At 63.4% G+C, this 24423-nt stretch carries 25 protein-coding genes; 17 read left to right on the top strand and 8 right to left on the bottom strand.

Translation table 11 applies throughout. The features are described from left to right. Positions 1–38 precede the first annotated feature (38 nt). From actP to ACSFBF_RS35430, 7 genes are all read right to left on the bottom strand, one after another. Entirely contained in the window at positions 39–1715 is a 1677-nt protein-coding gene (gene actP, locus ACSFBF_RS35460; RefSeq protein WP_435462650.1) for a cation/acetate symporter ActP, read from the bottom strand. Beyond that, positions 1712–2023 (bottom strand): DUF485 domain-containing protein, encoded by a 312-nt coding sequence (locus ACSFBF_RS35455; RefSeq protein ID WP_435475059.1) that lies wholly within the window; start codon positions 2021–2023, stop codon positions 1712–1714. Before ACSFBF_RS35455 ends, actP begins: the two co-directional genes overlap by 4 nt. A 55-nt stretch (positions 2024–2078) precedes the next feature. Beyond that, the gene (locus ACSFBF_RS35450; protein ID WP_435462652.1) at positions 2079–3728 is read right to left on the bottom strand and encodes an acyl-CoA synthetase; all 1650 of its coding nucleotides are present in this window, start codon (positions 3726–3728) and stop codon (positions 2079–2081) included. 59 nt (positions 3729–3787) lie between these two features. Beyond that, a complete protein-coding gene (locus ACSFBF_RS35445; protein WP_435462699.1) occupies positions 3788–4579 on the bottom strand; it encodes an enoyl-CoA hydratase in 792 nt (263 codons plus the stop codon). Positions 4580–4618: 39 nt separating this feature from the next. Next, entirely contained in the window at positions 4619–5080 is a 462-nt protein-coding gene (locus ACSFBF_RS35440) for an OsmC family protein (protein WP_435475056.1), read from the bottom strand. A gap of 308 nt (positions 5081–5388) precedes the next feature. Beyond that, the gene (gene metC / locus ACSFBF_RS35435; protein WP_435462654.1) at positions 5389–6567 is read right to left on the bottom strand and encodes a cystathionine beta-lyase; all 1179 of its coding nucleotides are present in this window, start codon (positions 6565–6567) and stop codon (positions 5389–5391) included. A gap of 37 nt (positions 6568–6604) precedes the next feature. Continuing rightward, on the bottom strand, positions 6605–7993 hold the full coding sequence (locus tag ACSFBF_RS35430) for a branched-chain amino acid transporter BcaP (protein WP_435462655.1): 1389 nt from the start codon (positions 7991–7993) through the stop codon (positions 6605–6607). 234 nt (positions 7994–8227) lie between these two features. Here ACSFBF_RS35430 and ACSFBF_RS35425 point away from each other — a divergent pair, with 234 nt between their 5' ends. From ACSFBF_RS35425 to ACSFBF_RS35355, 15 genes are all read left to right on the top strand, one after another. Further along, positions 8228–8683 carry an Lrp/AsnC family transcriptional regulator gene (locus ACSFBF_RS35425; RefSeq protein ID WP_435475054.1) on the top strand — a complete coding sequence of 152 codons (456 nt, stop codon included), beginning with the start codon at positions 8228–8230 and terminating at the stop codon, positions 8681–8683. Positions 8684–9370: 687 nt separating this feature from the next. Continuing rightward, a complete protein-coding gene (locus tag ACSFBF_RS35420; RefSeq protein ID WP_435462682.1) occupies positions 9371–11380 on the top strand; it encodes a conjugal transfer protein TraG in 2010 nt (669 codons plus the stop codon). Continuing rightward, complete coding sequence (locus tag ACSFBF_RS35415; RefSeq protein WP_435462683.1) at positions 11377–11859, top strand: CopG family transcriptional regulator; 483 nt, start codon at positions 11377–11379, stop codon at positions 11857–11859. The genes ACSFBF_RS35420 and ACSFBF_RS35415 overlap by 4 nt, the downstream gene beginning before the upstream one ends. A gap of 40 nt (positions 11860–11899) precedes the next feature. Next, on the top strand, positions 11900–12874 hold the full coding sequence (gene trbB, locus ACSFBF_RS35410; protein ID WP_435462701.1) for a P-type conjugative transfer ATPase TrbB: 975 nt from the start codon (positions 11900–11902) through the stop codon (positions 12872–12874). Continuing rightward, on the top strand, positions 12871–13203 hold the full coding sequence (locus ACSFBF_RS35405; protein WP_435462684.1) for a TrbC/VirB2 family type IV secretion system protein: 333 nt from the start codon (positions 12871–12873) through the stop codon (positions 13201–13203). The genes trbB and ACSFBF_RS35405 overlap by 4 nt, the downstream gene beginning before the upstream one ends. After that, positions 13200–13496: a VirB3 family type IV secretion system protein gene (locus tag ACSFBF_RS35400; protein WP_435462685.1), complete on the top strand. Its 297-nt coding sequence runs from the start codon at positions 13200–13202 to the stop codon at positions 13494–13496. The genes ACSFBF_RS35405 and ACSFBF_RS35400 overlap by 4 nt, the downstream gene beginning before the upstream one ends. Positions 13497–13515: 19 nt before the next feature. Continuing rightward, positions 13516–16014: a conjugal transfer protein TrbE gene (gene trbE, locus ACSFBF_RS35395; RefSeq protein ID WP_435462686.1), complete on the top strand. Its 2499-nt coding sequence runs from the start codon at positions 13516–13518 to the stop codon at positions 16012–16014. Continuing rightward, the gene (gene trbJ / locus ACSFBF_RS35390; protein ID WP_435462687.1) at positions 16011–16775 is read left to right on the top strand and encodes a P-type conjugative transfer protein TrbJ; all 765 of its coding nucleotides are present in this window, start codon (positions 16011–16013) and stop codon (positions 16773–16775) included. Before trbE ends, trbJ begins: the two co-directional genes overlap by 4 nt. 10 nt (positions 16776–16785) lie before the next feature. Then, a complete protein-coding gene (locus ACSFBF_RS35385) occupies positions 16786–17094 on the top strand; it encodes an EexN family lipoprotein (protein WP_435462688.1) in 309 nt (102 codons plus the stop codon). Between the two features lie 4 nt (positions 17095–17098). Then, positions 17099–18472: a P-type conjugative transfer protein TrbL gene (gene trbL / locus ACSFBF_RS35380; RefSeq protein ID WP_435462689.1), complete on the top strand. Its 1374-nt coding sequence runs from the start codon at positions 17099–17101 to the stop codon at positions 18470–18472. Positions 18473–18499: 27 nt separating this feature from the next. Next, positions 18500–19213 (top strand): conjugal transfer protein TrbF, encoded by a 714-nt coding sequence (trbF, locus tag ACSFBF_RS35375; protein WP_435462690.1) that lies wholly within the window; start codon positions 18500–18502, stop codon positions 19211–19213. Continuing rightward, the gene (gene trbG / locus ACSFBF_RS35370; RefSeq protein WP_435462691.1) at positions 19210–20253 is read left to right on the top strand and encodes a P-type conjugative transfer protein TrbG; all 1044 of its coding nucleotides are present in this window, start codon (positions 19210–19212) and stop codon (positions 20251–20253) included. The genes trbF and trbG overlap by 4 nt, the downstream gene beginning before the upstream one ends. After that, complete coding sequence (locus ACSFBF_RS35365; RefSeq protein WP_435462692.1) at positions 20250–21563, top strand: TraB/TrbI/VirB10 family type IV secretion system protein; 1314 nt, start codon at positions 20250–20252, stop codon at positions 21561–21563. Before trbG ends, ACSFBF_RS35365 begins: the two co-directional genes overlap by 4 nt. Next, positions 21560–21784, top strand: coding sequence for a DUF2274 domain-containing protein (locus ACSFBF_RS35360; protein WP_435462693.1), 225 nt, complete (start codon positions 21560–21562; stop codon positions 21782–21784). Before ACSFBF_RS35365 ends, ACSFBF_RS35360 begins: the two co-directional genes overlap by 4 nt. A 286-nt stretch (positions 21785–22070) precedes the next feature. Continuing rightward, a complete protein-coding gene (locus tag ACSFBF_RS35355; RefSeq protein WP_435462694.1) occupies positions 22071–22397 on the top strand; it encodes a hypothetical protein in 327 nt (108 codons plus the stop codon). A gap of 33 nt (positions 22398–22430) precedes the next feature. Here the strand turns inward: ACSFBF_RS35355 and ACSFBF_RS35350 are convergent, their stop codons facing one another. Next, positions 22431–22865: a hypothetical protein gene (locus ACSFBF_RS35350; RefSeq protein WP_435462695.1), complete on the bottom strand. Its 435-nt coding sequence runs from the start codon at positions 22863–22865 to the stop codon at positions 22431–22433. Positions 22866–23065: 200 nt separating this feature from the next. Between ACSFBF_RS35350 and ACSFBF_RS35345 the strand changes: the two genes are divergently transcribed. Further along, positions 23066–23764 (top strand): peptide arginase family protein, encoded by a 699-nt coding sequence (locus tag ACSFBF_RS35345; RefSeq protein WP_435462696.1) that lies wholly within the window; start codon positions 23066–23068, stop codon positions 23762–23764. A gap of 146 nt (positions 23765–23910) precedes the next feature. Beyond that, the gene (locus ACSFBF_RS35340) at positions 23911–24321 is read left to right on the top strand and encodes a hypothetical protein (RefSeq protein WP_435475047.1); all 411 of its coding nucleotides are present in this window, start codon (positions 23911–23913) and stop codon (positions 24319–24321) included. Positions 24322–24423: the final 102 nt, after the last annotated feature.

Here is a 24423-nt window from a genome sequence, read left to right as displayed (position 1 = left end):
GTGCAGTGGGTGAACACAAGCTGCCAGTCTCCGTCTTGCTAGTGCGACGTCGACTGGGCGGCTCCCAGGCCGGTTTGGGCGCGCACCCATTGGGCATCGAATGCCGCTCGTTCGCTTCGGGCCCGTGCACTTTCGTCGGACTTCGAGAATAGCCATGCGCAGATGAAAGCCAGGGGCATCGAGAACAGCGCCGGATGTTCGTAAGGAAAGATTGCCTGTGCGTGATGCAGGACATCAACCCACACGGCTTTCGAAAGTACAACCAGGAGCAGTGCCGACCCAAGGCCGGCTATGCCTCCCGCCAGAGCGCCGTGTGTTGTCAAGCCTCTCCAGTAGATCGCCAGCACCAACACGGGAAAATTGGAAGATGCCGCGATGCCGAAGGTCAGGCTGACCAAGAAGGCTACGTTCTGGTTCTCGAACAGAATCCCCAGCCCGACAGCGACGACACCTAGTGCGAGGGTCGCCCAGCGAGAGACTTTCATCTCTCTCTTCTCGTCGGCATTGCCGCCGCAGAGAATGTTGCCGTAGATGTCGTGCGCGATGGCGGATGCACCGGCCAGGGCCAATCCGGCCACGACGGCCAGGATTGTTGCGAAGGCCACTGCCGACAGGAAGCCGAGGAACAGACTTCCGCCCACCGCAGAGGCCAGATGCATCACCGGCATATTGCCTCCACCGAGCAGCTTCCCGCCGATGATCCCGTTTTCATAGAACCGGGCGTCGTTTCCCACAATCACGATGGCACAGAGTCCTAGCAGACACACGATCAGAAAGAAGAAGCCGATGAGCCCGCTGGCCACGAAGACACTCTTGCGGGCCTCTTTGGCGTCGGACACCGTGAAGAAGCGCATCAGAATGTGCGGCAGTGCCGCCGGGCCAAACAGAAGGCCTAAGGACATGGAGACGGCTGAAACGGGATCGGCCATCAGGCTGCCCGGCCCCATGATCGCGAGGCCATCGCGGTGAACGGCCACAGCCTGCCGGGCAAGTTCCTCAAAGTTGAAGCTGAACCTCGACATGGCCAGCAGCATGAGGGTGACTCCACCGGTCAGCAGGAGCGCCGCCTTGATGATCTGCACCCATGTGGTGGCGATCATCCCGCCGAACGTGACGTACACCACCATCAACACCCCGACGACCAGCACCGCATATTGGTAGTCCAGTCCGAACAGAAGCTTGATCAACTGGCCGGCGCCTACCATTTGAACTACCAGGTAGAAGCACACGGTAGTGAGCGAACCCAACGAGGCGAACAGACGTACCTGAGTCTTGTCGAGCCTCGACGAGACAATGTCGGCAAAGGTGTACCGTCCCAAGTTACGAACTGGTTCGGCGAGCAGGAATAGGATGATGGGCCAACCGACAAAGAAGCCGATCGTGTAGACGAATCCGTCAAAGCCCTTGGCAAAGACGAGGCTCGACAATCCGAGCAAGGTGGCGGCCGACATGTAGTCGCCCGCGATGGCCATGCCGTTCTGGCCTCCGGTGATGCCGCCGCCAGCGGTGTAGAAGTCCGACGTCGAGTGGGTGCGCTTTGCGGCCCACCATGTGATCCCCAGCGTCCCAGCGACGAACAGAAGGAACATGAAGATGGCGGGAAGATTGATGGGCTGGCGTTCCACCAAGCCGACAGTCGGGGCGGCGGTGGCGATCCCGGTGCCTGCCGTGGTGGCGAAAACCACGGCGGTCTTGAAGGTGTCGGCGTACTTCATGGCTTCACCTCGGCGAGCAGCCTGACGGTGATGCCATCGAAGTCCCGATTGGCGCGGTAGACGTAGAGCCCTGTCAACAGCCACGACAGCACGATCACGGATACTCCGATGGGCCACGCGATGGTGCTCACCCGACCGGCGTCGAGTGGGATGCGCAGCAGTCCGGGCAGCAATGCCACCGCCATCATGAATCCATAGTAGGTAACCAAAACAGTGCCGGAAAGCAGTAGCGCGAAGCGTGTTCGCCGTTTCACCAAGTCGCGGAACAGGGGGTGTGAAGCGATGCGGATGTGATGAGGGATCGTCATGTTGTCTCCAATTTTTGTGTTGTTCACGGCTCTTGGCGCGGCCGAGTCCGTGCGATCAATGGCCTGAGGCAGGGACTTTCTCCTTCAGTTGTCTGCGAAGGGCAAACTTCTGGACCTTTCCGGTCGAAGTCCGCGCCAAGGGGCCGAAGACGAATTTCTTGGGCACCTTGAAGCGCGCCAGGAGATCCTTGCAATAGGTGGCAAGGTCCGCTTCGCATAGAACCGCGTTGCCACGGAGTTCGACGAATGCAGCCGGAACCTCTCCCCACTTCTCGTCGGCCATGGCGACGACGGCGGCCGACTGGATTGCCGGATGACGCTGCAGAACTTCCTCTACCTCCAGCGACGAAATGTTCTCGCCCCCAGAGATGATCACGTCCTTTGATCGGTCCTTGATCTTCAGGTAGCCGTCCGGCTGCACCACAGCCAAGTCGCCAGAGTGAAACCAACCACCGGCAAAGGCTTCTTCCGTGGCTGCCGGGTTCTTCAGATAGCCCTTCATCACGATGTTCCCGCGGAACATCACTTCGCCGATGGTCTGGCCGTCGAACGGAGTGGGCTCCATCGTCAGGGGATCGAGTACTGCAACGGCTTCCTGCAGGTGATACCGTACCCCTTGGCGGCTGTTGCGCTCCACGCGGTTGCTCAGCGGCAGGTCGGCCCATTCAGGCTGCTTGGCGCACACGGTTGCTGGGCCATAAGTCTCTGTCAGACCATAAACATGGGTGAGATTGAAGCCGATGTGTTCCATGCGTTCAAATACGGCAGCAGGCGGAGCGGCACCGGCGATCAAACCGTTGACCTTGTGGGTGATCCCAGCTCGGCTCTCCTCGGGTGCGTCGGCCAGCATGGCGTGCACAATCGGAGCCCCGCAGTAGTGGGTCACGCGGTGCGTCCTGATCTGGTCGAAGATGAGTGCCGTGTCAATGCGCCGCAGACAGACGCTGGTTCCAGCGACCGCTGCCAGCGTCCAAGGGAAACACCAGCCGTTGCAGTGAAACATTGGTAGGGTCCACAGGTAGACGCAGTGCGACGGCATCCCCCAGGACAGCACATTGCTGACGGCGTTGAGATAGGCGCCCCGATGGTGGCTGACAACACCCTTGGGGTTGCCCGTGGTGCCTGAGGTGTAGCCCAGCGCAATCGCATCCCATTCATCCTCTGGCAACTGCCAGAGAAATTCGGGATCGCTCTCTACAAGAAGTTGCTCGTACTCCACTCCTTCAAGTGACTTTCGACCGGGGATGGTTGCGGCCGACACGAGGATGACGAAAGGCTTCGGCCCCTTCATGGCAGACAGCGCATGTGAGACCACATCGGCGAACTCGGGATCGGTCAGCAGTACCATCGTCTCGCTGTGATCGAGCATGAAGGCGATGGCTTCGGCATTCAATCGGACATTCATCGCGTTGAGAACGGCGCCAGTCATCGGCACACCAAAATGAGCCTCGTACATGGCGGGCACGTTGGGCAGCATGGTCGATACAGTGTCGCCTCTCCCCACGCCGACGCGGCGCAAGGCGGAGGCCAGGCGGCGGCATCGTTCGTACGTTTGTGTCCAGTTCCACTGGCGGTCGCCGTCAATGAGTGCGAGCTGGTTTGGATAAACTTCGGCGGCACGCTGCAGGAAGCTCAGCGGGGACAGCGCAGCGTGATTTGCTGCAGTCTTGCCGAGGCCCTGTCGGTAGGGGTTGGTTTCTTTCATTGTTTGGTCTCCTCTGTACGTATAGTGGGAACTACCAAGCACTCAGGCGTGCGTCAACGTCAGGAGCGCCATGTAGGCTGGCGCTTTTCCAGGAACGCGTCGATGCCCTCGCCAGCGTCCTCTTCCATCATGTTGCGGGCCATAGCGTCGCTGGCGTATTCGTACGCGTCAGCCAAGGCCATTTGACGTTGCCGATAGAACATCGACTTGCCATAGCGCACCGCAGTCGGACTCTTGGAAAGGATCTGGGAGACCTTCTGCGCGATGGCGGCATCAAGTTGGTCTTCGGGCACTGCCGAGTTGATCAATCCCCAATCCACGGCGGTGGCGGCGTCGATGAAGCGCGCTGTGACCAGCATGTCGAAGCTTCTTTTAGGCGAGACGTTTCGGGACAGCGCTACCGACGGTGTCGCGCAAAATAAGCCAACGTTGATGCCGGAGACCGCAAACTTTGCTGTTTCCGCACCGATGGCTAGGTCGCAGCTGGCGACCAATTGACAGCCTGCCGCCGTGGCGATACCTTGCACACGCGCAATGACTGGCACAGGCAAAGCCTGTAGACCTTGCATCACGCGGCTACATCGGGCGAACAGGGCCCTGTAGTACGCCAGACTTGGCTGCGCACGCATTTCTCGCAAGTCGTGGCCGGCACAGAAGGCCTTGCCGGCGCCGGCCAGAACGACACAGCGCACGGACGGATCCGCTGCGATGGCATCGAACTCGTGTTGCAGCGCATCCAGCATGGCTTCGGAAAGCGCATTGAATTGCAGCGGACGGTTCATGCGCAGGGTGGTCACGCCGTGGCTGTCTTCGCGCACTAGCAATGCCTCTTGGATGGAAGGTGGCGGCATCCCCCCAGCCTCGTCAATCGATGCGTGCATTGACATGGTTCACGCCGTGACCTCATCGGTCACCACGCTCACCTTGGCGGTGATCGAGTTGCCAATGAAGCAGTTCTTGTGCGCGCCGGCATGCAGCCGAGCCAGCGCAACTGCATCGGGGGTTTTGTCACCGCTGAACGTAATCTTGGGCGACAGATCGATGTGGGTGATGGCCATGCCGACGCCCTCGACTTTTTCAAGGTAGCCCACGGCATGGTCTTGATAGGTTTCCACCCGGTACTTCTGAAATTCCGCGATGGCCAGGAAAGTCAGCATGTGGCAGCTCGCCACTGCGCTGACCAGCATCTGCTCGGGATCCGCGCAGACCGGATCGCCTTTGAACTCCACGGAGGCTGAAACGTTGACGGATTGCTCACCTGCGAGCGATGCCACGTGGTTGCGCGAGTAGGTGCGTTCGTCTTGCGGGTGGGGCGACCGCTGCCATTGGATAGCGGCTGAGTGTTGGGTCATGAAGGCTCCTCTTTGGTGTCAAGAAAATCGATACTTGCCGGACGCAAAGAACTCACGTCTCAGTCCGGCAAATCGTAGAAGGAGGCGCTCCCTACGTAAAACGATGTTTTTTGAGCCCATGGCTTAGCCGAAGTAAGCCAAAGATCTTGGGTGACTCGGCTTCTACCGGAGTGCTTCTTACTGGCGAGCTCAGTTATGTTTGGCCACTTGTCCCAAACGGCTTTCATTTCGCAGCGAGCGCCTGCATTTCCGAAGCGCCATGGCTAGACGGTCTCGCCGCGCCGGTTGCTCCGCAACGGTGCCATGCATCACGCAGATGCGGCCCTGAAGCGCGCAATGCCCTTTTGCAGGTCGGCGATCAGGTCGACCGGATCCTCCAGGCCGATGTGCAGGCGGATCAGGTGGCCTGGCTCGTTCCAGACGGTGGCTGTGCGGATCTTGCGGGGATCCACCGTCAACGCGAGGCTTTCGAATCCACCCCAGGAGTATCCCAGCGAGAAGAAGGAGAGGCCATCGAGCATGGCCTGCACGGCCTTGAATGGGGCCGCCCTGGTCACGAAGGAGAACAGGCCGCTCGCCCCGGAAAAATCACGTTTCCACAAATTGTGACTGGGGTGCGAGGGCAGGGCTGGATGAAGCACGCGCGCGACTTCTTCTCGACTCTCAAGCCAACGCGCGATTTCAAGTGCGCTCTGCTGGTGCCGCGTCAGACGAACCTCCAGCGTGCGCAGGCCTCGCAGCGCGAGATTAACATCGTCCGGCCCTACGAACATGCCGAACTGGAAGTGAAATGCCTTGAGCTTTTCCCAGGCGCGGGGTCCGGCCGCGACCGTGCCGAGCATGGCGTCGGAATGACCCACGATGTACTTCGTGGCAGCCATCAGAGAAAGATCGACACCGGACGGTATGGCTTTGAAGAACAGGGGGGTAGCCCACGTGTTGTCCATGATGACGAGCGCCGCGTGTCGACGCGCCACTTCGGCGATCGCGGGAATGTCCTGGATCTCGAACGTGTGAGATCCCGGCGACTCGGTGAACACCGCTTTGGTGTTGGAGCGAAACAGGACTTCGATGCCTGCGCCAATCGACGGGTCGTAGTAGGTCGTTTCGATTCCGAATCGCTTGCCAGCGGTCTCACAGAAATGACGCGTGGGCGCGTAGACACTGTCAGGGACCAGGAGGTGGTCCCCGGCACCGGCGACGGCCAGGATCGCAGTGGTGCACGCCCCCAGACCTGAGGGGCAAAGCACCGTGCCCTCGGCGCCTTCCAGCGTCGTGATGGCTTCGGCCAGTGCGGCAGTCGTTGGATTGCCCCACCGACCGTAGCCAAAGCGCTGGGTGCCGCTCTGCATGGTAGCCACGTCAGGAAATACTACCGTCGATCCGCGGTAGCTCGGAGGATTTACGAAGCCGTGATGGTCTTCAGGGTGGATTCCGGCATGCGCGAGTACCGTGCCGGCACCTAGGCCGGAGTCGTCCAAGGTCATTTCAAATCTTTCAGAGGTTGGTTGTGAAATGCGTCGATCAGTTCAGCAAGGACCGACGTCGCGCATAGCTGAAATAGACCGCAAGACCGATGACCAGCCAGACTACAAATGCCACCCACGTCATGGCCTCCAGATATGTCATCAGGGTCACGCAGAAGGCGATTGCCAGCAAGGGCACGGCAGGTACCCAGGGACAGCGAAACCCGCGCTTCAGATCGGGACGCGTGCGGCGCAGGATCATCACGGCGATCGAGACGAGGGTGAACGCGGCCAGGGTGCCGATGTTGATCAACTCGGTCAGCACGCTCAGCGGGACCAGTGCCGCAATCAATCCGATCGTCAGGCCTACCGCCCAGGTGGTGAAAAAAGGAGTCCGATGCTTGACGTGGATCGAGGACAGCTTCAATGGCAGGAGACCATCCCGCGACATGGCGAACACGATGCGGGTCTGTCCATAGAGCATCACAAGGATCACTGTGGTCATTCCCAGAATGGCGCCCAGATCCACGAACCCAGCGACCCAGTTCTCGCCGGCGTGTTGCAAGGCCAAAGAAATGGGATGGTCCACGCCCAGGAACTTCTGATACGGAACGATGCCGGTCATAACCGCCGATACAACGACGTAAAGGACTGCGCATACGAACAGCGATCCGATGATGCCGACGGGCAGATCCCTCTCGGGACGTTTGACTTCCTCCGCCGCAGACGTGACCGCATCGAAGCCGATGAAAGCGAAGAAGACCAGCGCTGCAGCGCTGAGAACTCCCTGATGGCCGAACGGCATGAACGGCTGCCAGTTCTCGGGTCGCACATGACGCGCGCCAACCGCGATAAAGAGCAATACCACGCCGACCTTGATAGCAACCATCACGTTATTGATGCGGGCAGACTCCCGCATGCCGAGCGAGAGCATGGTTGTGAGCACCAGCACGATGAGCAGCGCGGGGAGGTTGAACCAAGTCTTCACGCCAGGCAAGGCGCCTGGGGCGGCTGTCAGTACGGTGGGCAGACTCGAGTCAAAGCCGGAGATCAATGACTGGAAGTATCCCGCCCAACCGACTGCGACGGCGGCAGCGGCCAGGCCGTATTCGAGCATCAGGTCCCAGCCGATCATCCAGGCCACCAGTTCTCCCAGCGTGGCATAACTGTATGTGTAGATCGATCCCGCGATCGGAACGGTCGAGGCAAACTCGGCGTAGCAAAGTGCGGCGAAACAGCAGGCCAGTGCCGCTATCACGAAAGAGATCGTGAGTGCAGGGCCGGCGGTGAGCGCACCCGTGCCGGTCAGAACGAAGATGCCGGTACCGACAATGGCTCCGATGCCCATCAAGACCAGATCGAAAGGGCCCAGGACCTTCTCGAGGCCCCCTGGAGCACGACTGGCTGCAACCATTGCATCCAGGTTTTTTGTTCTAAACATGCTCATGCGCGTCTCCGTTTTCTTATGAGAGTTGAGTGGCCGGTGCGAACCGTAAGGACCTCTTTGGCCGAACTTTGCTGATGGCTGGCGTTGGCGCGAAGATGCAAATCGCTGACCTCGGTAGTCGATAAGTATCATTGCCGGCGCGAAAAATAGGATTAACGTAGTTAGCCAATATCAGGGAGTCAAGGAAATATAATTAGTCAATTGGCCTTGTTTTTGTTGATCTGGAGAGCTTCTATGGAGCTAGACGAAATCGATCGCGCCATCCTGCAGATCCTGCAGACGGATGGCAGGTTGGCCAACGCGGAGATCGCGGGTCGGGTTTCGCTATCGCCACCTGCATGCTGGAAACGGCTGAAGCGATTGGAGGAGCACGTCATCCTTGGCTACCATGCCGCGCTCAATCCGCAGGCGTTGGGGTGGGGGTTGTTTGCGTTCATCAGCATCTCGCTCGATAGTCACTCGGAGAAGGCGATGCGAACTTTTGAAGCGGGGGTGATGGCCTTGCCCAGCGTCGTTGCCTGCCATAACGTGTCTGGCAAATACGATTACCTTCTGCAGGTTGTTGTCAGAGACATGGAGGCATTCCATGAACTGGCGATGTATCGCATTCGCACGCTCGGCAACGTCAAGGAGATGTACACCGGGTTTTCGCTCAAGGAAATCAAGCGCTCAGCGAATTTGCCGGTGTAGTGGGACGGAGAGCAATCAGGGCGTGCCGTATGCACGAGCGCTGGAGAACGGACTGCCCGCGCCTTCAACCGACTTCGGTGATCACCGAATACCAAGTTGCGACCACGCATCGCTGGGAAGTGGGGCTCAGAGGAGCGCAACCAGATTGGCACGTCCACGAAGTCGCTGTCGCGCACTGTGTGTCCATCGATCGGCGCCGGTGGGGCCGATGATTCGATCGGTCGGAGCCCGCGGTCACACGTTGAGGGTTTCAGAGGGGCCTTGCAGCCAGTAACCGGCCTCGTCACCCAACTGCTCGCGTGCCCATGGCCCCGAAGGAGTCCGCGGTGTGGCCCAGATGTGCGTGTCGTACGGGGCGCCGGCCAGTGCGCTGGTCAGGAGTTCAAGATCGATCACCCCAGAACCCTGCAATAACTGTTACGGCGTGCTATCGCCGCGCGATGCTGCCTCGCGCTAACGGCTTTGGACAGGCGCCGCATCCCTTGAGATGCTCTTCGTCGCCTGACATGCTTCGATCCTCCGTGCGCAGGTTCGGACAGGTCAAAAGCTAGAACAACACATTCACCCCACGTACGCCACGCCACGCCACGATGGGTGTGCCGTGCGGCGCCTCGATTCCAGAATCCTACATGTGCAGTGTCATCGTGGCATTCGCGTGCTGGAACCAATAGTCGAAAGAAGTGGGCGATGGCGAAGTCAGCGACAGGCATTTTGTTCGGTCAAATCATTGTGGTTCTCGGCGTTGCCGTGGGCGGCGTGTGGGCGGGAACACAGTGGACCGCGCGTGCGCTCGGCTACCAGACACGGTTGGGGTCTGCATGGTTCGAGATTTCCGGGGCACCTGTCTACGAGCCTTGGAAGCTTTTCGAGTGGTGGTACTTCTACGATGCCTACGCGCCGGAGGTGTTCCTGCGCGGAGGAGCCGTCGCCGCATCGGGCGGCATCGCCGCTGCTGGCGCCGCGATATCGATGGCCGTGTGGCGCGCACGCCATACGAAGCATGTCGTGACCTACGGTTCGGCGCGCTGGGCCGAGCCTGGAGAGATTGTCAAGGCCGGTCTGATGAACGCGGTGGGCGTTTTCTTGGGAAAGTTTAAGGGCAAGAAGAGCAGGGACGGTGACTACCTGCGTCACGACGGACCCGAGCACATCCTCGCCTTCGCGCCGACACGTTCGGGCAAGGGTGTTGGCCTGGTCATTCCAACCCTCTTGTCTTGGCTTGGCTCTGCCGTGATCCACGACATCAAGGGCGAGAACTGGAATCTCACTGCCGGCTGGCGCGCGCGTTTCTCGCATTGCCTGCTGTTCAACCCGACGGACGCGAGGTCGGCCGCGTACAACCCGTTGCTCGAGGTTCGCCGCGGCATGCACGAGGTGCGCGACGTGCAGAACATCGCGGATATCCTGGTAGACCCTGAAGGCGCGCTGGAACGTCGCAATCACTGGGAGAAGACCAGTCATGCCCTCCTGGTTGGCGCCATCCTGCATGTGCTGTATGCCTGCGAGGAAAAGACGCTGTGCGGTGTCGCCAACTTCCTGTCCGATCCGGCCTGCCCATTCGAGGTCACGCTGCACCGGATGATGTCCACGCGGCACCTGGGCGAATCAGTGCATCCGGTCGTCGCGTCCGCGGCGCGTGAAGTCCTCAACAAGAGCGACAACGAGCGCTCCGGAGTGCTCTCCACGGCCATGAGCTTTTTGGGCCTCTACCGCGATCCCACAGTGGCCAAAGTCACTTCTCGCTGCGACTGGCGCATCGCCGACCTGATTTCTGCGGAGCATCCGGTAGCGCTTTATCTCGTGGTACCGCCTTCCGACATCAGTCGCACCAAGCCGTTGGTCCGTCTGATCCTCAACCAGATCGGTCGTCGCTTGACCGAATCGCTCGACGGCTCGGACGGTATCGCACGCAAGCACAAGCTGCTCCTGATGCTCGACGAATTTCCGGCGTTGGGCCGACTGGACTTCTTCGAGTCAGCTTTGGCTTTCATGGCTGGCTACGGCTTACGTGCCTTTCTGATCGCACAGTCCCTGAATCAGATCGACAAGGCCTACGGCCAGAACCATTCGATCCTCGACAACTGCCATGTGCGCATCGCATTCGCGACCAACGACGAGCGAACGGCCAAGCGCATCTCGGAGGCGCTCGGTACTGCGACGGAGCTGCGCGCGCAGCGCAACTATGCAGGCCACCGGCTGGCGCCATGGCTCGGCCACCTGATGGTGTCGCGCCAGGAGACGGCACGACCGCTGCTCACGCCCGGCGAGGTGATGCAGCTGCCGCCCGATGACGCCGTGGTGATGGTCTCGGGCCATCCACCGATCAAGGCGAGGAAGCTGCGGTACTACCAGGATCGAAACTTCATCCCTCGCGTTCTGCCCGCACCGACTCTCGCTGCGAATGTCTACGCGGACCGACCCGCGGTGCGCCCGGACGACTGGGGCGGACTCGCTCCGCTGCTCGCCCCCGAGTCATCGCCTGCTCACGATGCCGGCGGCTTTGCCGACGAGGGTGGCCGTCAGCTGAAGCCTGAGCTGGATGCCACAGCCGACACGCTGGCATTGCCGGATGACGATGGGCTGCTGGTGCTCGACGACGATGACGACATACCCGTGCGTCCACAGGACGCCGACAGGCAGCTGATGCGCACCGCTCGGCTCGCGGCCCTGGACCCTGACGACGGGATTGCGCTATGACCCGTGCGCGCCTGAACATCTTCCTCGAGCCAGACCATGCGAAACGCCTGGACCGGGTCGCTGCGCACAAGGGTGTGTCGAAGTCCGCAGTGATCGCAGCGGCGCTGGCCTCATTCCTCTCGCCCGACGCCCAGGACCAGCGTGAGGCAGCGCTGGCGAAGCGCCTGGACCGCCTCTCGCGCCAGTTCGATCGACTCGAACGCGACCAGAACGTGTTGATCGAGACGCTCGCCCTGTACATCCGCTATTTCCTCACGGTCTCGCTGCCCGTGCCCGAGGGTCAGCAGGAGGCCGCTCGTGCGCAGGGGCGCGCCCGCTACGCGCAGTTCATCGAGCAACTCGCTCGCCACATCCAGCGCGGACGCAGCCTGGTGCGCGAAGTCCATGAAGACATCGCACCCGCTGCGTCCGAGGCGCCAGCTGCATATGCGGCTTCCCCAACCGAATCGCAGGAAATAGACCGTGAATCCGACGCCTGAACCGAATTCCGTGGACGCATCGTTGGCGCGGCGCATTCGCATGTTGCGCACGGCCATGGGGCAAGAGATCGCGAAGGCGCTTGAGGATCCGGAGGTCGTGGAGGTGCTGTTGAATCCGGACGGCTCGCTGTGGGTAGACCGGCTTGGAACTGGCCGGGAGCCCACTGGTACCGCAATCCCGCCACCCGTGGCCGAGCGGATCATCCGGCTGGTGGCAGCGCACGTGCGCACCGAGGTACATGCGGGGGCTCCAATCCTCTCGGCCGAATTGCCCGAGACCGGCGAGCGCTTCCTTGGCGTATTGCCACCCGTGGTTCGCGCGCCGTCCTTCGCCATCCGCAAGCGGGCGCTGCGGATCATGAATCTCGCGCGCTATGTGGCGGACGGCATCTTGACTGCAGATCAAGCCGAGTTTCTGCGGCGAGCTGTTCGCGAGCGCCAGAATATCGTGGTGGTCGGCGGCACCAGCACCGGCAAGACCACGCTCGCGAATGCGCTGCTCGACGAGATCGCCGAGACGCGCGACCGCGTGCTCATCCTCGAAGACACCGTGGAGCTGCAGTGCCGGTCCGATGACCATGTCGGCATGCGCACCGAGCCGGGTGTCAGCACCATGGCCGACTTGGTGCGCGCCACCCTGCGCTTGCGGCCTGATCGCATCGTGGTCGGGGAAGTGCGCGGCGCCGAGGCGCTGGACCTGCTCAAGGCCTGGGGCACCGGCCATCCAGGCGGCATCGCCACGGTGCACGCCGGCTCTGCGGCCGGCGCGTTGACGCGCCTCGAGCAGCTTGTGCAAGAGGTCTCGGTGACGGTGCCGCGCGCTCTCATTGCCGAGACGGTCAACGTCATCGTCTTCATTGCCGGCCGTGGTCGCGCCCGCCGCGTGCGCGAGATCGCACGCGTCATCGGCCACGACAGCCAAGGCTATCAGCTCGATACCTCGCTGGTGCCCGGGTTCCCTTTGTTCTCTTCATCCACCTCTGTTCCTTCATCCGATCCCGGAGCACCGTCATGACGCATCCACGCATTTCCGTAAAACCGGTTCTGTACCTTGTCACCCTAGCGGCGCTGCTGCTGGCCGTCGCCTCGCCTGCGCATGCGGCCGGCTCGAACATGCCCTGGGAAGCACCGCTGCAGTCGGTACTGGAGTCCATCCAGGGGCCGGTGGCCCGGATCATCGCGGTGATCATCATCATCGCGACAGGGCTGACGCTGGCTTTCGGCGACACGTCGGGTGGGTTTCGCAAGCTGGTGCAGATCGTGTTCGGCCTGTCGATCGCGTTCGCCGCCTCCAGTTTCTTCCTGACCTTCTTCAGCTTCTCGGGCGGGGCGGTGCTGGCATGAACGCGCTGAACGCCTTCTCGGCGAGCTCTTCGCCGGGCCTCGCGCCCGGCTTCGAGATTCCGCTGCACCGGTCCCTCACCGAACCGATCCTGCTGGGCGGCGCGCCGCGCACTGTGGCGATCGCCAACGGCACGCTGGCCGCTGCCGTGGGACTGGGACTGCAGCTCTGGCTGCCCGGCGTCGCGCTCTGGATCGTCGGCCACGCGCTGGCTGTCTGGGGTGCGAGGCTGGATCCGCAGTTCATGCAGGTCTTTGCGCGGCACATCAAGCAGCGTTCGCTGCTGGACGCGTAAGGCGGGAAGGGGAGACGCGATGCTGAATCTCGCCGAATACCGAAAGCGGCCGGCGCTGCTGGCCGACTGGCTGCCCTGGGCTGGCCTGGTCGCGCCCGGGGTCGTGCTCAACAAGGATGGATCGCTCCAGCGCACGGCGCGGTTCCGCGGGCCGGACCTGGACAGCGCGACGCAGGGCGAGTTCGTCGCCACCTCGGCGCGTTTGAACAACGCGCTACGGCGGCTCGGCTCGGGCTGGGCGCTGTTCGTGGAGGCCGAGCGCCGCGAGGCGGCCGGCTATCCAGAGTCGTCGTTCCCGGAGCCTCTGTCCTGGCTGGTCGACGAGGAGCGCCGCGCCGCCTTCGAGGAGGACGCCAGCCATTTCGAGAGCTGCTATCACCTGACGCTGCTGTACCTGCCGCCCGAGGAATCGAAGGCGCGCGCCACGGACCTGCTCTACGAGAACGCCGGGACGGAAGACAAGTCGGGATCGGATGCCTCGAACGGATCGGACTGGAGAGGACGGCTGGAAGCTTTCGTCTCCGAGACAGAGCGCTTCCTCGGCCTGCTCGAAGGTGTGATGCCCGAGATCGGCTGGCTTGACGATGCCCAAACGCTGACCCACTTGCACGGCTGCGTGTCCACCCGCCGGCATGCGGTCGCCGTGCCCGAGGTGCCGACGCACCTCGATGCACTGCTGGCCGACGAGCCGCTGACGGGCGGGCTGGCGCCGATGCTCGGCAGCCGTCACCTTCGGGTGCTGTCGGTGCGGGGCTTCCCGACCTCGACCTGGCCGGGCCTGCTCGACGACCTGAACCGCCTGGGCTTCACCTACCGCTGGAGCACGCGCTTCCTGTGCCTGGACAAGGCGGAGGCGGAGAAGGAACTCGTGCGGCTGCGCCGCCAGTGGTTCGCCAAGCGCAAGAACATCGTGGCGCTGCTGCGAGAGACGATCTTCCAGCAGGAGAGCCCGCTGGTCGACTCGGACGCCTCGAACAAAGCAGCCGATGCCGATGCGGCGCTGCAGGAGCTCGGCAGCGACCAGGTGGCTTTCGGCTATGTGACCGCCACGGTGACCGTGCTCGACGCCGACGCGGCGGCGGCCGACGAGAAGCTGCGCGCGGTGGAGCGCACGATCCAGGGCCGGGGCTTCGTCACGATCCCCGAGACGCTGAATGCGGTCGAGGCCTGGCTGTCGTCGATCCCGGGCCATGCCTACGCGAATGTGCGCCAGCCCATCGTCTCGACCTTGAACCTCGCGCACATGATGCCGGTGTCGGCCGTGTGGGCAGGCCCCGAGCGCAATGCGCATCTGGACGGACCGCCGTTGATCGTCACGCGCACCGATGGCGCCACGCCGTTCCGGCTGGTCACCCATATCGGCGACGTCGGGCACATGCTGGTGGTCGGGCCGACCGGCATGGGCAAGTCGGTGCTGCTCGCCACGCTGGCGCTGCAGTTCCGCCGCTATGCAGGCTCGCGCATCCTGGCTTTCGACATGGGGCGCTCGATGCGCGCCACGGTCCTCGGGCTGTGCGGCGAGCACTACGACCTCGGTACCGATGGAGAGATCGCCTTCCAGCCGCTCGCGCGCATTGACCAGGACAGATACCGCACCTGGGCGGCGGAGTGGGTGGAAGGGCGGCTTCGGCAGGAGGGCCTCGAGGTCGGGCCGGCCGAGCGGGAGATGGTGTGGTCCGCGCTGGCCAGCCTCGCCACCGCGCCGCTGGAGCAACGCACGATGACGGGCCTCGCGGTGCTGCTGCAGTCCAATACCCTGCGCCAGGCGCTGGCGCCCTACGTGCTCGGCGGTGCGCACGGGCGGCTGCTGGACGCGGACCGGGACCGGCTGGGGGCCTCCTCCGTCCAGTGTTTCGAGATGGAGGAGCTGATGCACAGCAAGGCCGCGGTGCTGGCCGTGCTTGGCTACCTCTTCGAGCGCTTCGACGAACGCTTCGACGGCGCGCCGACCCTCCTGATTCTCGACGAGGCCTGGCTGTTCCTCGATGACCCGGTGTTCGCCGCGCGCATCCGCCAGTGGCTCAAGACACTGCGCAAGAAGAACGTCTCGGTTGTCTTCGCCACGCAGAGCCTGGCCGACATCCAGAACTCCAGCATCGCGCCGGCGATCGTGGAGAGCTGCGCGAGCCGGATCTTCCTGCCCAACCCGCAGGCCACCGAACCGCAGATCCGCGTGATCTACGAGGGCTTCGGGCTCAACAGCCGGCAGATCGAGATCGTCGCCACGGCGCAGCCCAAACGCGACTATTACTACCAGTCGCGCCTTGGCAACCGGGTCTTCGAGCTCGGGCTCGGGCCGGTGGCGCTGGCGTTTGCCGGCGCGGGCTCGCCCGAGGACCAGCGCGCGCTCGACCGCGTGCAGGCCTCGGTGCTGCAGTCGCCGTTCGCGCGCATGCCTTCGGTCTTCGCGGCCGCCTGGCTGCGCCACCGCGGGCTCGGCTGGGCGGCCGACCTCATTCCATCGTTTCCATCTGCATCCCCATCTCTTTCCTCAACCCCGCAGGAGCCAATGCCATGAACCTCCAGTCTTCCTTCAAACCCCGGATCGCCGCGCTGGTTGCGGTCAGTGCGATCGCTTTCGGTGTGGCCCCGCCGGCGCATGCCATCTTCGGCGTCGGCGACACCGTGTTCGATGCGTCCAATTTCATCCAGAACATGCTGACGGCGGCCCGCGCGCTGGAGCAGATCAACAACCAGGTCGAGCAGCTGCAGAACGAGGCGCAGATGCTGCGCAACCAGGCGAGGAACCTTCAGGGCCTGGACTTCAGTGCGCTGTCCGAGCTCAAGTCGACGCTGGCGGCGACGAACCAGCTGATCCAGCAGGCGCAGGGGCTGGCCTTCAACGTCTCGCGCATGGAAGAAGAGTTCAAGCGGCTGTACCCCGAGTCGTTTTCGGCGGCGATCTCCGGTGCGCAGATGGCGGGCGATGCGCGCCAGCGCTGGCGCAACTCGCTGGAGGCTCTCCGCACCGCGACGCAGGTGCAGTCGCAGGCGATGCAGAACTTCGCCGCCGACGAGCGGGCGCTGACCGATCTCGTGAATCGCAGCCAGTCGGCCACGGGCGCCTTGCAGGCGATGCAGGCGACTAACCAGCTGCTGGCGCTGCAGTCGCGCCAGGCGATCCAGGCGCAGCAGCTGCAGATCACGCAGGACCGCTCCGCGGCGCTGGAACAGGCGCGGCAGGTGGCCGTGCAGGAGCGTGCGCGCGAGGTGCGGCGCCGCTTCATGGGCAGCGGCACTCCGTACACGCCGTACAGCGTGAACTTCTATGGAGACTGAGGGGCAGCCCGTGAAGAACCTGCTTTTCATCATCACGGCCACTGTGGCGCTGGTGCTCACCGGCTGCGGCAAGCCCGAGCCGACCCAACCCTCGATCGAGTCCATCGAATCGCTGGTCGCCAATCCCGAGCGGCTGAAGGATCTGCGCGCGCAGTGCAAGGCCGACCATGCCCGGATGGGCGACGCACAGTGCCAGGCGGTGGCCGAGGCCACGCGCCAACGCTTCATGAGGGGCGGCACGTCGCCCTATGCGAGCGACCCGGTCCCGCCACCGGCCGCACCCGCCTCATCGCCAATCGGCACGGGCGCCAAGGACTGACGCGATGGACGATGTCGCGGTCATCGATCGCTTCCTCGACGTCTTCTCGCGCTACATCGATTCGGGCTTCGGCCTGCTGCATGGCGAGGTGGCGTTCCTCACGGCCACGCTGGTCGTGATCGACATGACGCTGGCCGGGCTGTTCTGGGCCATGAGCTATGCGAGCGGGCAGGGCGACGACGTGATCGCTCGGCTGATCCGGAAGGTGCTCTACGTGGGGGCGTTCGCTTTCATCATCGGCAACTTCAACCAGCTCGCCGGCGTCCTGTTCCGTTCGTTCGCGGGGCTCGGCCTGGTAGCGTCAGGCTCCGGCCTGACGCAGGCGCAGTTCCTGCAGCCCGGCCGGCTCGCGCAGGTCGGCATCGAGGCGGGGCGGCCGATCATGGAGCAGATCGGCGAGATGACGGGCTTCCCCGAGACCTTCGCCCACCTGGACACCATCGCGGTGCTGTTCCTGGCCTGGCTGGTGTTGATCGTGAGTTTCTTCGTGCTCGCGGTGCAGCTTTTCGTCACCTTGATCGAGTTCAAGCTGACGACCCTCGCGGGCTTCGTGCTCGTGCCCTTCGCGCTGTGGAACAAGACCGCGTTCCTGGCCGAGAAGGTGCTGGGCAACGTGGTGTCCTCAGGCATCAAGGTGCTGGTGCTGGCCGTGATCGTGGGGATCGGCACGGGCCTCTTCGCGGAGTTCCGCACGCCACCGGGGGCCGAGCCTTCCATCGACCATGCGTTGACCGTCATGCTGGCGGCGCTCGCGATGCTGGGGCTGGGGATCTTCGGCCCGGGGATCGCGACGGGGTTGGTTTCGGGCGCGCCGCAGCTCGGTGCGGGCGCGGCGGCGGGAACGGCCTTGGGTGCGGCAGGCCTGGCCGTTGCCGGTGGCGCGGCCGTGGCGAGTGCGGGTTCCGCCGTGGCCGCGGGGGCGCGCATGGCGCCCGGCGCGGCGCGTGCAGCCATCGGTGGCGGCGCGGCGGCCGCTCGCTCGGCCAGCGGCCTGGCGAGCGATGCGAAGTCGGCCTACCAGGCGGGCGCCGCGACATCCGGCGTTGGGGGCGTGCGCGCGGCCGGCGCCGGTCTCGCCCATCTCGCGAAATCCGGTGCTGGCACTGTCGGCCAGCGCGTCGCGTCCGGCGCCAGGACCGTGAAGGGCCGCGTGGCGAGCTTCGTGGCCGATGCGGTTGCGCCTGCGATGACGGGGAATGCGGCATCTCCCGGTGCGGGCGAGGCCGGTGGACCAACCCCCGAACCGGCATGGGCCCGGCAGATGCGCCGCAAGCAGCAGCTGAGCCATGCGGCCTCGACGACGGCGCACGTGCTGCGCTCGGGCGACCACGGCGGCAGCGGCGCCGGCCCGAGCCTGCGCGACGACTCCAACGCCTGATCCGGTTTCTTTTGAGGAGAACCATCCATGCGATTCAAGCGACCCCAGGTGCGGTACTCGGACACGCCCGAGCCCGTCACGCCGTACCAAGCCGCGGCGCAGGTCTGGGACCAGCGCATCGGCAGCGCGCGCGTGCAGGCGAAGAACTGGCGCCTGATGGCCTTCGGCTGCCTCTCGTTGGCGCTGCTGATGGCCGGTGGCCTGGTCTGGCGCTCGGCGCAGTCCATCGTGACGCCCTACGTCGTCGAAGTGGACAGCGCCGGCCAGGTGCGCGCCGTCGGCGAGGCCGCCACGCCCTACAAGCCCAGCGATGCGCAGATCGCGCATCACCTCGCGCGCTTCATCACCGACGTGCGCTCGCTGTCGATCGATCCGATCGTCGTGCGGCAGAACTGGCTCGAGGCCTACGAATACACGACGGACCGCGGCGCCGCGACGCTGAACGACCACGCGCGCGCCAACGATCCGTTCTCGCGCATCGGAGAGAGCTCGGTGGCGGTGCAGATCAACAGCGTGGTGCGCGCGAGCGATTCGTCGTTCCAGGTGCGCTGGACCGAGCGGCGCTACGTCAACGGCGAGGCGGCCGGGCTGGAGCGCTGGACCGCGGTGCTCGCGATCGTGCTGCAGGCGCCGCGCACCGAGGAGCGGCTGCGCAGGAACCCGCTGGGCATCTATGTCAACGGGCTGTCCTGGAGCCGCGAGCTCGATGCGACGGACACAGCGAAAGGAACCAAGCCATGAGGACTGATTTCCGTAGAGGCGTATCTGCGCCGATCTTGCTGAGCGTAGTGGCGGTCGCCGCGGGCTGTGCCACGCAGGGCAAGGCACCACCGGCAATCTCGCTGGACGAACCGGTGGCCGCCGCCGCGCAGCTGTTGCCCGAGCCGGCCCCGCCCGTCGAGGTGGTGGAGGTACCAAAGCTTCTTCCGCTGCCTGGGCAGATGAAGGCGCTGCCGAGCGCGCAGGAGGCCAAGCCAGTGCCGGAACCCGCCGACGAGAAAATCCGTGTCTCGCGGGCCAACGAAGAGGCCCGCGTCGCGCCGACCCGCGAGGGCTACGTCAATGCGATCCAGGTCTGGCCGTATGCGGACGGTGCGCTGTATCAGGTCTACACCAGTCCGGGCCGCGTCACCGTGATTGCGCTGCAGGAGGGCGAGGAACTGGTGGCGGTTTCGGCCGGCGACACGGTGCGTTGGATCGTGGGCGACACGGTCAGCGGCAGCAGCGCGAACCAGCGTGTCCATGTGCTCGTGAAACCCACGCGCGTGGGCCTGAAGACGAACCTGGTCATCACGACGAACCGGCGCACCTACCTGCTGGAGCTGTCCTCGACGCCGCAGGCCTGGATGGCGTCGGTGTCCTGGGACTATCCGAAGGACCGGATGCTGGCGCTGCAGAAGCAGACGAGGGAGGCGCAGGCTGCGGCACCGGTGGATGCGGGGCTGTCGGTGGAACAGATCCGGTTCCGTTATGCGATCAGCGGCGATGCGCCGTCCTGGAAGCCGATGCGCGCCTTCGACGACGGGCAGCGGGTCTACATCCAGTTCCCGGGCGGCATCGCGCAGGGCGAGCTGCCGCCGCTGTTCGTGATCGGGCCGCAGGGCGATGGGCAGCTCGTGAACTACCGCTTCCGCTCGCCGTACTATGTGGTGGACCGCCTCTTCGGCGCGGCGGAGTTGCGGCTGGGCGGCTTCAAGGGCGGCAAGGCCGAGGTCGTGCGCATCGAGCGCACGGATGGCGCGATCGGCAGCACTCAGGGTACGCGGAGCGACGGGTCATGAGTGGGGAAGACACGGTGCCACCGCCATCGCCCCAAGTCATGCCCAAGGTCGCGCCGGAGACGGTGGCCCTGCGCGCGCAGCCCCGGCCGGTCGTGCGGCTCAACCGGCGCATGCTGGCGCTCGGCGCCGGCGCCCTGGCCGCAGCCGTGCTCGGCGGCACGATGTGGTCGCTGCAGTCGCAGAGACGCGAGCGCAATCCGGCCGCCGAGTTGTACAACGTGGACCGCGTGGCCCGGGCGGATGGGCTGGATCAGTTGCCGAAGGACTACGCCGGGATGCCGCCGGCGTCGAAGCCGGCACCACCGGTGCTGGGGCCGCCGCTGCCGGGAGATCTCGGCTCGGCCATGGCGAAGGCACAGCAGCCGATGGAGGCGAGGGCGGGCAATGCTGTGGATCCGGCGCAGGCCGAGCGGTTGGCGGCCGAGGAGGCGGCGCGGTCCTCGGTGTTCTTCCGGCGCAGCGGTGATGGTGCTGCTGCAAAGCGGGGGACTTCCACCGAGAGCGCCTTGCCGGCACCTGTCGGCGATGGGTCCGGGCTGACGGCGGGGCAGCAGCCGTTCAATCCCTTCGGCGCCATGAGCTCAACCATGGCTTCGTCGGCCGACCCTGCGGTGGCGCAGAACGGCCAAGACCGCAAGGAAGCCTTTCTTGCGAAGGCCGGTGACACGGCCACGCGCAATCCGGGCAGCCTGCAGTTGCCCGCTTCGCCTTACCAGGTGATGGCGGGGACCATCATCCCGGCGGCGCTGGTGATGGGCATCAACTCCGACCTGCCGGGCCAGGTGATCGCCACGGTGACCGAGGCGGTCTATGACACGGCCACGGGGCGCCATCTGCTGATCCCGCAGGGGTCGCGACTGATCGGTCGCTACGACAGCCAGGTGGCGTTCGGGCAGCGGCGCGTGCTGCTGGTGTGGATGCGGCTGATCCTGCCGGACACATCGTCGGTGGCGCTGGACCGGTTGCCGGGGATTGATCCTGCCGGCTACGCCGGGCTGGAGGACGGTGTCGACTGGCATTGGGATCGCATCCTGGCCGGCGCGGCGCTATCGACGCTGCTTGGGGTCGGGGCCGAGTTGGCGGCGCCGCAGAATCAGACGGATCAGGACGGCAATCGCCTTGTGATCTCTGTACGTGAGGGAGCGCAGGACACAGTGAACCAGGTCGGGCAGGAGATCACGAAGCGCAATGCGAGCATTCAGCCGACGCTGACGATCCGGCCGGGGTTTCCGATGCGCGTGATGGTGAGCAAGGACCTCGTCCTGCGGCCGTACCAGCCGCTATTCTTCGTGCGAGGTGGAAATCGATGAATACGACGCGCAAGCTGCGGCTGGGGCCGTTACCCAGGACCGAGAGCGTCAAGCTGACCTTCACCTGTCCGGGCAGCCTCAAGACGGAGTTGGACCGCTATGCGGCGCTGCATGCACAGACCTATGGGGAAGTGGTGGATGCAGTGACGCTGATCCCGCACATGCTGGAGGCATTCATGGGAAGGGATCGAGGATTTCGACGTGGAGGTCAGAAGAACTAGCAGCCGTGCACTGCGCTTCAAGGAGGTCAAACCCTGCTGACGGTGGCTCAGAGTAAGCCTGAAGGGTGCAGCAGCGCAGGGCCCGATACGATCGGTGCCTAAAGAATCACAAGGCACGAGGTGCAAGCAGAGCATGCCAAGCCCCAAAAGTCCCGAGGATGACCTCGTTCACCTAACCGTCTGTGTCGAGCGGGCGAGTTCCTGCCATCAAATCTTGCAGGACGTGAAGGCAGATTTGACCCATCCCTTAGCGGGGCCAGCCTTTCGGCATGCAATCGTCGAGTACATGACGATGTTCAACCAGTCCAAGGATAGCCAAGGAAACTCGCGAAGAATCCTTGCTGCTTGCGTTCCATCCAATCATGTGGCGCTGCACGAGCGATTGAAGAAGACTCGAAATGAGTTGCTGGCGCATGCGGACATGTCCGTGCTTGGCGGTGCCTTGGAATTCACGACCAATCGCGCTACCCCCACCGTGATCTTGACTCACCAGAATGACATGGCCGAGTTCAAACACATCGACGAATTCCTTGACCTTGTTCAATGTGTTCGCGACCACCTGTTTGCGGAGTACAGAAGGCTGTCGGCGGTTTTGCCGAGTCGCCTGCCTTAAAGCCGTAGCTATTGCGTTTGGCGAAGTCTCCACTTACTCGCTAGCCTCTTTCTCGCGCGTCAGGATGACAGCAGCGCTGGGAAGTGGGACGAAGTTAAAGAACAGGTCGTCCGCCCAGTTTTCTAGGAATGTGAATACGCGCGGCCGCCCATCCTTGTTCTTAAGCTGTCGCAGGTACTGGGCATACCTTTTGTGCAAATTTGCCCCGGAAGTGTCGCCGCTGATGCCCACGTACAGAATATATCCGTGTATTGGCAATTTTGAAGGCGCGAGTTCCACCGTGAAGGCGTAGATGCCGCGTTCTTTTGGCACCGATGCGTGGCTCACGGCACCGAAGCGCAGTTTTTGCCAAGCCAGGTTATGCCTTGTCTTGAACTGCCGCCAGCTCTTCAAATCGAGAAAAAATGAATAGAGCTCGCCCTTGTACTTCTTGGTGAAGTCCACCAAATCATGATGCTTACCTGCCACCGGCCCTCCTCCGATATAACCGCTGCTTCGGCGCTATTGTGCAGGACAGCGTATCCACTGCGCCGCCGCTGACTCGGTGGGTGAGGTCGCCTTACTGCGAAGGACGCAGCACCTGCGAGGCAACTGTGGGTAGGTCGAACGGCAGAAAGGCTTGTCCGGACTGGGAACGCAATTGCGGACAAGCGAACCGTGGAGAGGCTGTGGTAAAGATCGACTATCAAGACCTGAAACGCGATGACGAGTACGTCGAGCATCTTGGGACAGAGACTTGGTTGATGGACAACCACAAGTGGGCCCTGTGGATCTGGGAGCGCTACGCAGCTGACTCCAGCCTGGCGAAGTTCACCCTAGCGCACGCAGATCATCACTGGGACGGAGGCTACGACTTCTTCGAAAATCCGGAGGAGGAGGCGGAGATGCTAGCCGCCGACTTGGACGGGCTGCATGCCCTGATTGCTGAGGGTGAATGGATCCGGTACGACTCATTTATTGCGCCCGTGGTGGTGCGGGGTCGCTTCGACGCCGTCCACTTTTTCTGCAAACAGGACAACGGAGGGGACATCGGGATCGGCGAGGAGGTGCTCGCAGCGTCTGGCGCGACACAGATGCTGCATCCGACCGCCGAATCGTTGGCCAGCATAGCGCCAGCGCATCCGCTCGTATTTGACCTCTGTCTCGATCTCTTCAACAACGAATCCAAGATGGAGTACGGCAGCGACCTATGGCAGGATGAAGAAGTCTTAGCATTTTTGGACACGATGCGACCTCTCATCGAATCCGCCTGTCTTGTCACCATCTCGCTCTCGTTTGGCTGCTCGGGAACGCCGGAAGACACCAAGCACCTTGCAGAGCTTGTGGTGCCTAGAGTTCTGGCCTGGCGTGCGGAGCAGCAACAATAATCGCTCGGCGTACCCCGTGCGCAATTCAACATCGGGGAGCACGCCGCGGACACTAAACTGTGCGCAGCCGGCATCGAAAACCCGACTTCCACCCCCGTCAATATTCAACCTCCCCGGGGATCAAGATTCGATCAGCGCCGACACGTATGACAACCAATGAGACCGCTCTCAGCGATAGTGCAACGACCAAGCTGGAAGTGCTGAAATCGACGCTTTCCAGGAATGTGGAGGACCACAAGTCCAAGCTCGCCACCGATCTTGAGATCCGCAAACATGAGTTGACCTTGGCACGCGAAGACGCCTCGCGTAGCGCTCGTTTGGCGGAGGTGATCTATCTGGAAGCGGGACAACACATGCGCTCGCTCAACGCACTGTTCTGGCAGATACCTGGCCTGGCCATCGCTGTGACGGGCGGACTTTGGTTCGGCGCTTCGACCTTGATGGAGCCAGGTGCCAGGCGGTGGGTGTTGTTGTTTACTGCCCTCGCGGATCTCTTGCTGATCATTGTCCTGTTCCGCATGCGCTTTTTGTTTCAGCTGAGTCTAGGGAAGGTCTGATCAAGTCGTAAATTGGCTTGATGGCGAGCGCGTGTGCTTGTCGTTGCGCTCGCAAGCTCGTCTCACCGAGCATCCCCATGCGTTTGAGAGGCCCTTGCGGCC

It is taken from the genome of Variovorax nivicola (assembly GCF_051216475.1).
GTDB lineage: Bacteria > Pseudomonadota > Gammaproteobacteria > Burkholderiales > Burkholderiaceae_C > Variovorax.
Note: the sequence above shows the minus strand (reverse complement) of the source record. Positions and strands in the feature narration are given on the sequence as shown.

What these genes read in the sequence shown, in the direction of transcription:
- actP (WP_435462650.1), bottom strand. Translation starts at nt 1,715, where the DNA reads ATGAAGTACGCCGACACCTTCAAGACCGCCGTGGTTTTCGCCACCACG.
- ACSFBF_RS35455 (WP_435475059.1), bottom strand. Translation starts at nt 2,023, where the DNA reads ATGACGATCCCTCATCACATCCGCATCGCTTCACACCCCCTGTTCCGC.
- ACSFBF_RS35450 (WP_435462652.1), bottom strand. Translation starts at nt 3,728, where the DNA reads ATGAAAGAAACCAACCCCTACCGACAGGGCCTCGGCAAGACTGCAGCA.
- ACSFBF_RS35445 (WP_435462699.1), bottom strand. Translation starts at nt 4,579, where the DNA reads ATGCCGCCACCTTCCATCCAAGAGGCATTGCTAGTGCGCGAAGACAGC.
- ACSFBF_RS35440 (WP_435475056.1), bottom strand. Translation starts at nt 5,080, where the DNA reads ATGACCCAACACTCAGCCGCTATCCAATGGCAGCGGTCGCCCCACCCG.
- metC (WP_435462654.1), bottom strand. Translation starts at nt 6,567, where the DNA reads ATGACCTTGGACGACTCCGGCCTAGGTGCCGGCACGGTACTCGCGCAT.
- ACSFBF_RS35430 (WP_435462655.1), bottom strand. Translation starts at nt 7,993, where the DNA reads ATGAGCATGTTTAGAACAAAAAACCTGGATGCAATGGTTGCAGCCAGT.
- ACSFBF_RS35425 (WP_435475054.1), top strand. Translation starts at nt 8,228, where the DNA reads ATGGAGCTAGACGAAATCGATCGCGCCATCCTGCAGATCCTGCAGACG.
- ACSFBF_RS35420 (WP_435462682.1), top strand. Translation starts at nt 9,371, where the DNA reads ATGGCGAAGTCAGCGACAGGCATTTTGTTCGGTCAAATCATTGTGGTT.
- ACSFBF_RS35415 (WP_435462683.1), top strand. Translation starts at nt 11,377, where the DNA reads ATGACCCGTGCGCGCCTGAACATCTTCCTCGAGCCAGACCATGCGAAA.
- trbB (WP_435462701.1), top strand. Translation starts at nt 11,900, where the DNA reads ATGTTGCGCACGGCCATGGGGCAAGAGATCGCGAAGGCGCTTGAGGAT.
- ACSFBF_RS35405 (WP_435462684.1), top strand. Translation starts at nt 12,871, where the DNA reads ATGACGCATCCACGCATTTCCGTAAAACCGGTTCTGTACCTTGTCACC.
- ACSFBF_RS35400 (WP_435462685.1), top strand. Translation starts at nt 13,200, where the DNA reads ATGAACGCGCTGAACGCCTTCTCGGCGAGCTCTTCGCCGGGCCTCGCG.
- trbE (WP_435462686.1), top strand. Translation starts at nt 13,516, where the DNA reads ATGCTGAATCTCGCCGAATACCGAAAGCGGCCGGCGCTGCTGGCCGAC.
- trbJ (WP_435462687.1), top strand. Translation starts at nt 16,011, where the DNA reads ATGAACCTCCAGTCTTCCTTCAAACCCCGGATCGCCGCGCTGGTTGCG.
- trbL (WP_435462689.1), top strand. Translation starts at nt 17,099, where the DNA reads ATGGACGATGTCGCGGTCATCGATCGCTTCCTCGACGTCTTCTCGCGC.
- trbF (WP_435462690.1), top strand. Translation starts at nt 18,500, where the DNA reads ATGCGATTCAAGCGACCCCAGGTGCGGTACTCGGACACGCCCGAGCCC.
- trbG (WP_435462691.1), top strand. Translation starts at nt 19,210, where the DNA reads ATGAGGACTGATTTCCGTAGAGGCGTATCTGCGCCGATCTTGCTGAGC.
- ACSFBF_RS35365 (WP_435462692.1), top strand. Translation starts at nt 20,250, where the DNA reads ATGAGTGGGGAAGACACGGTGCCACCGCCATCGCCCCAAGTCATGCCC.
- ACSFBF_RS35360 (WP_435462693.1), top strand. Translation starts at nt 21,560, where the DNA reads ATGAATACGACGCGCAAGCTGCGGCTGGGGCCGTTACCCAGGACCGAG.
- ACSFBF_RS35355 (WP_435462694.1), top strand. Translation starts at nt 22,071, where the DNA reads ATGACGATGTTCAACCAGTCCAAGGATAGCCAAGGAAACTCGCGAAGA.
- ACSFBF_RS35340 (WP_435475047.1), top strand. Translation starts at nt 23,911, where the DNA reads ATGACAACCAATGAGACCGCTCTCAGCGATAGTGCAACGACCAAGCTG.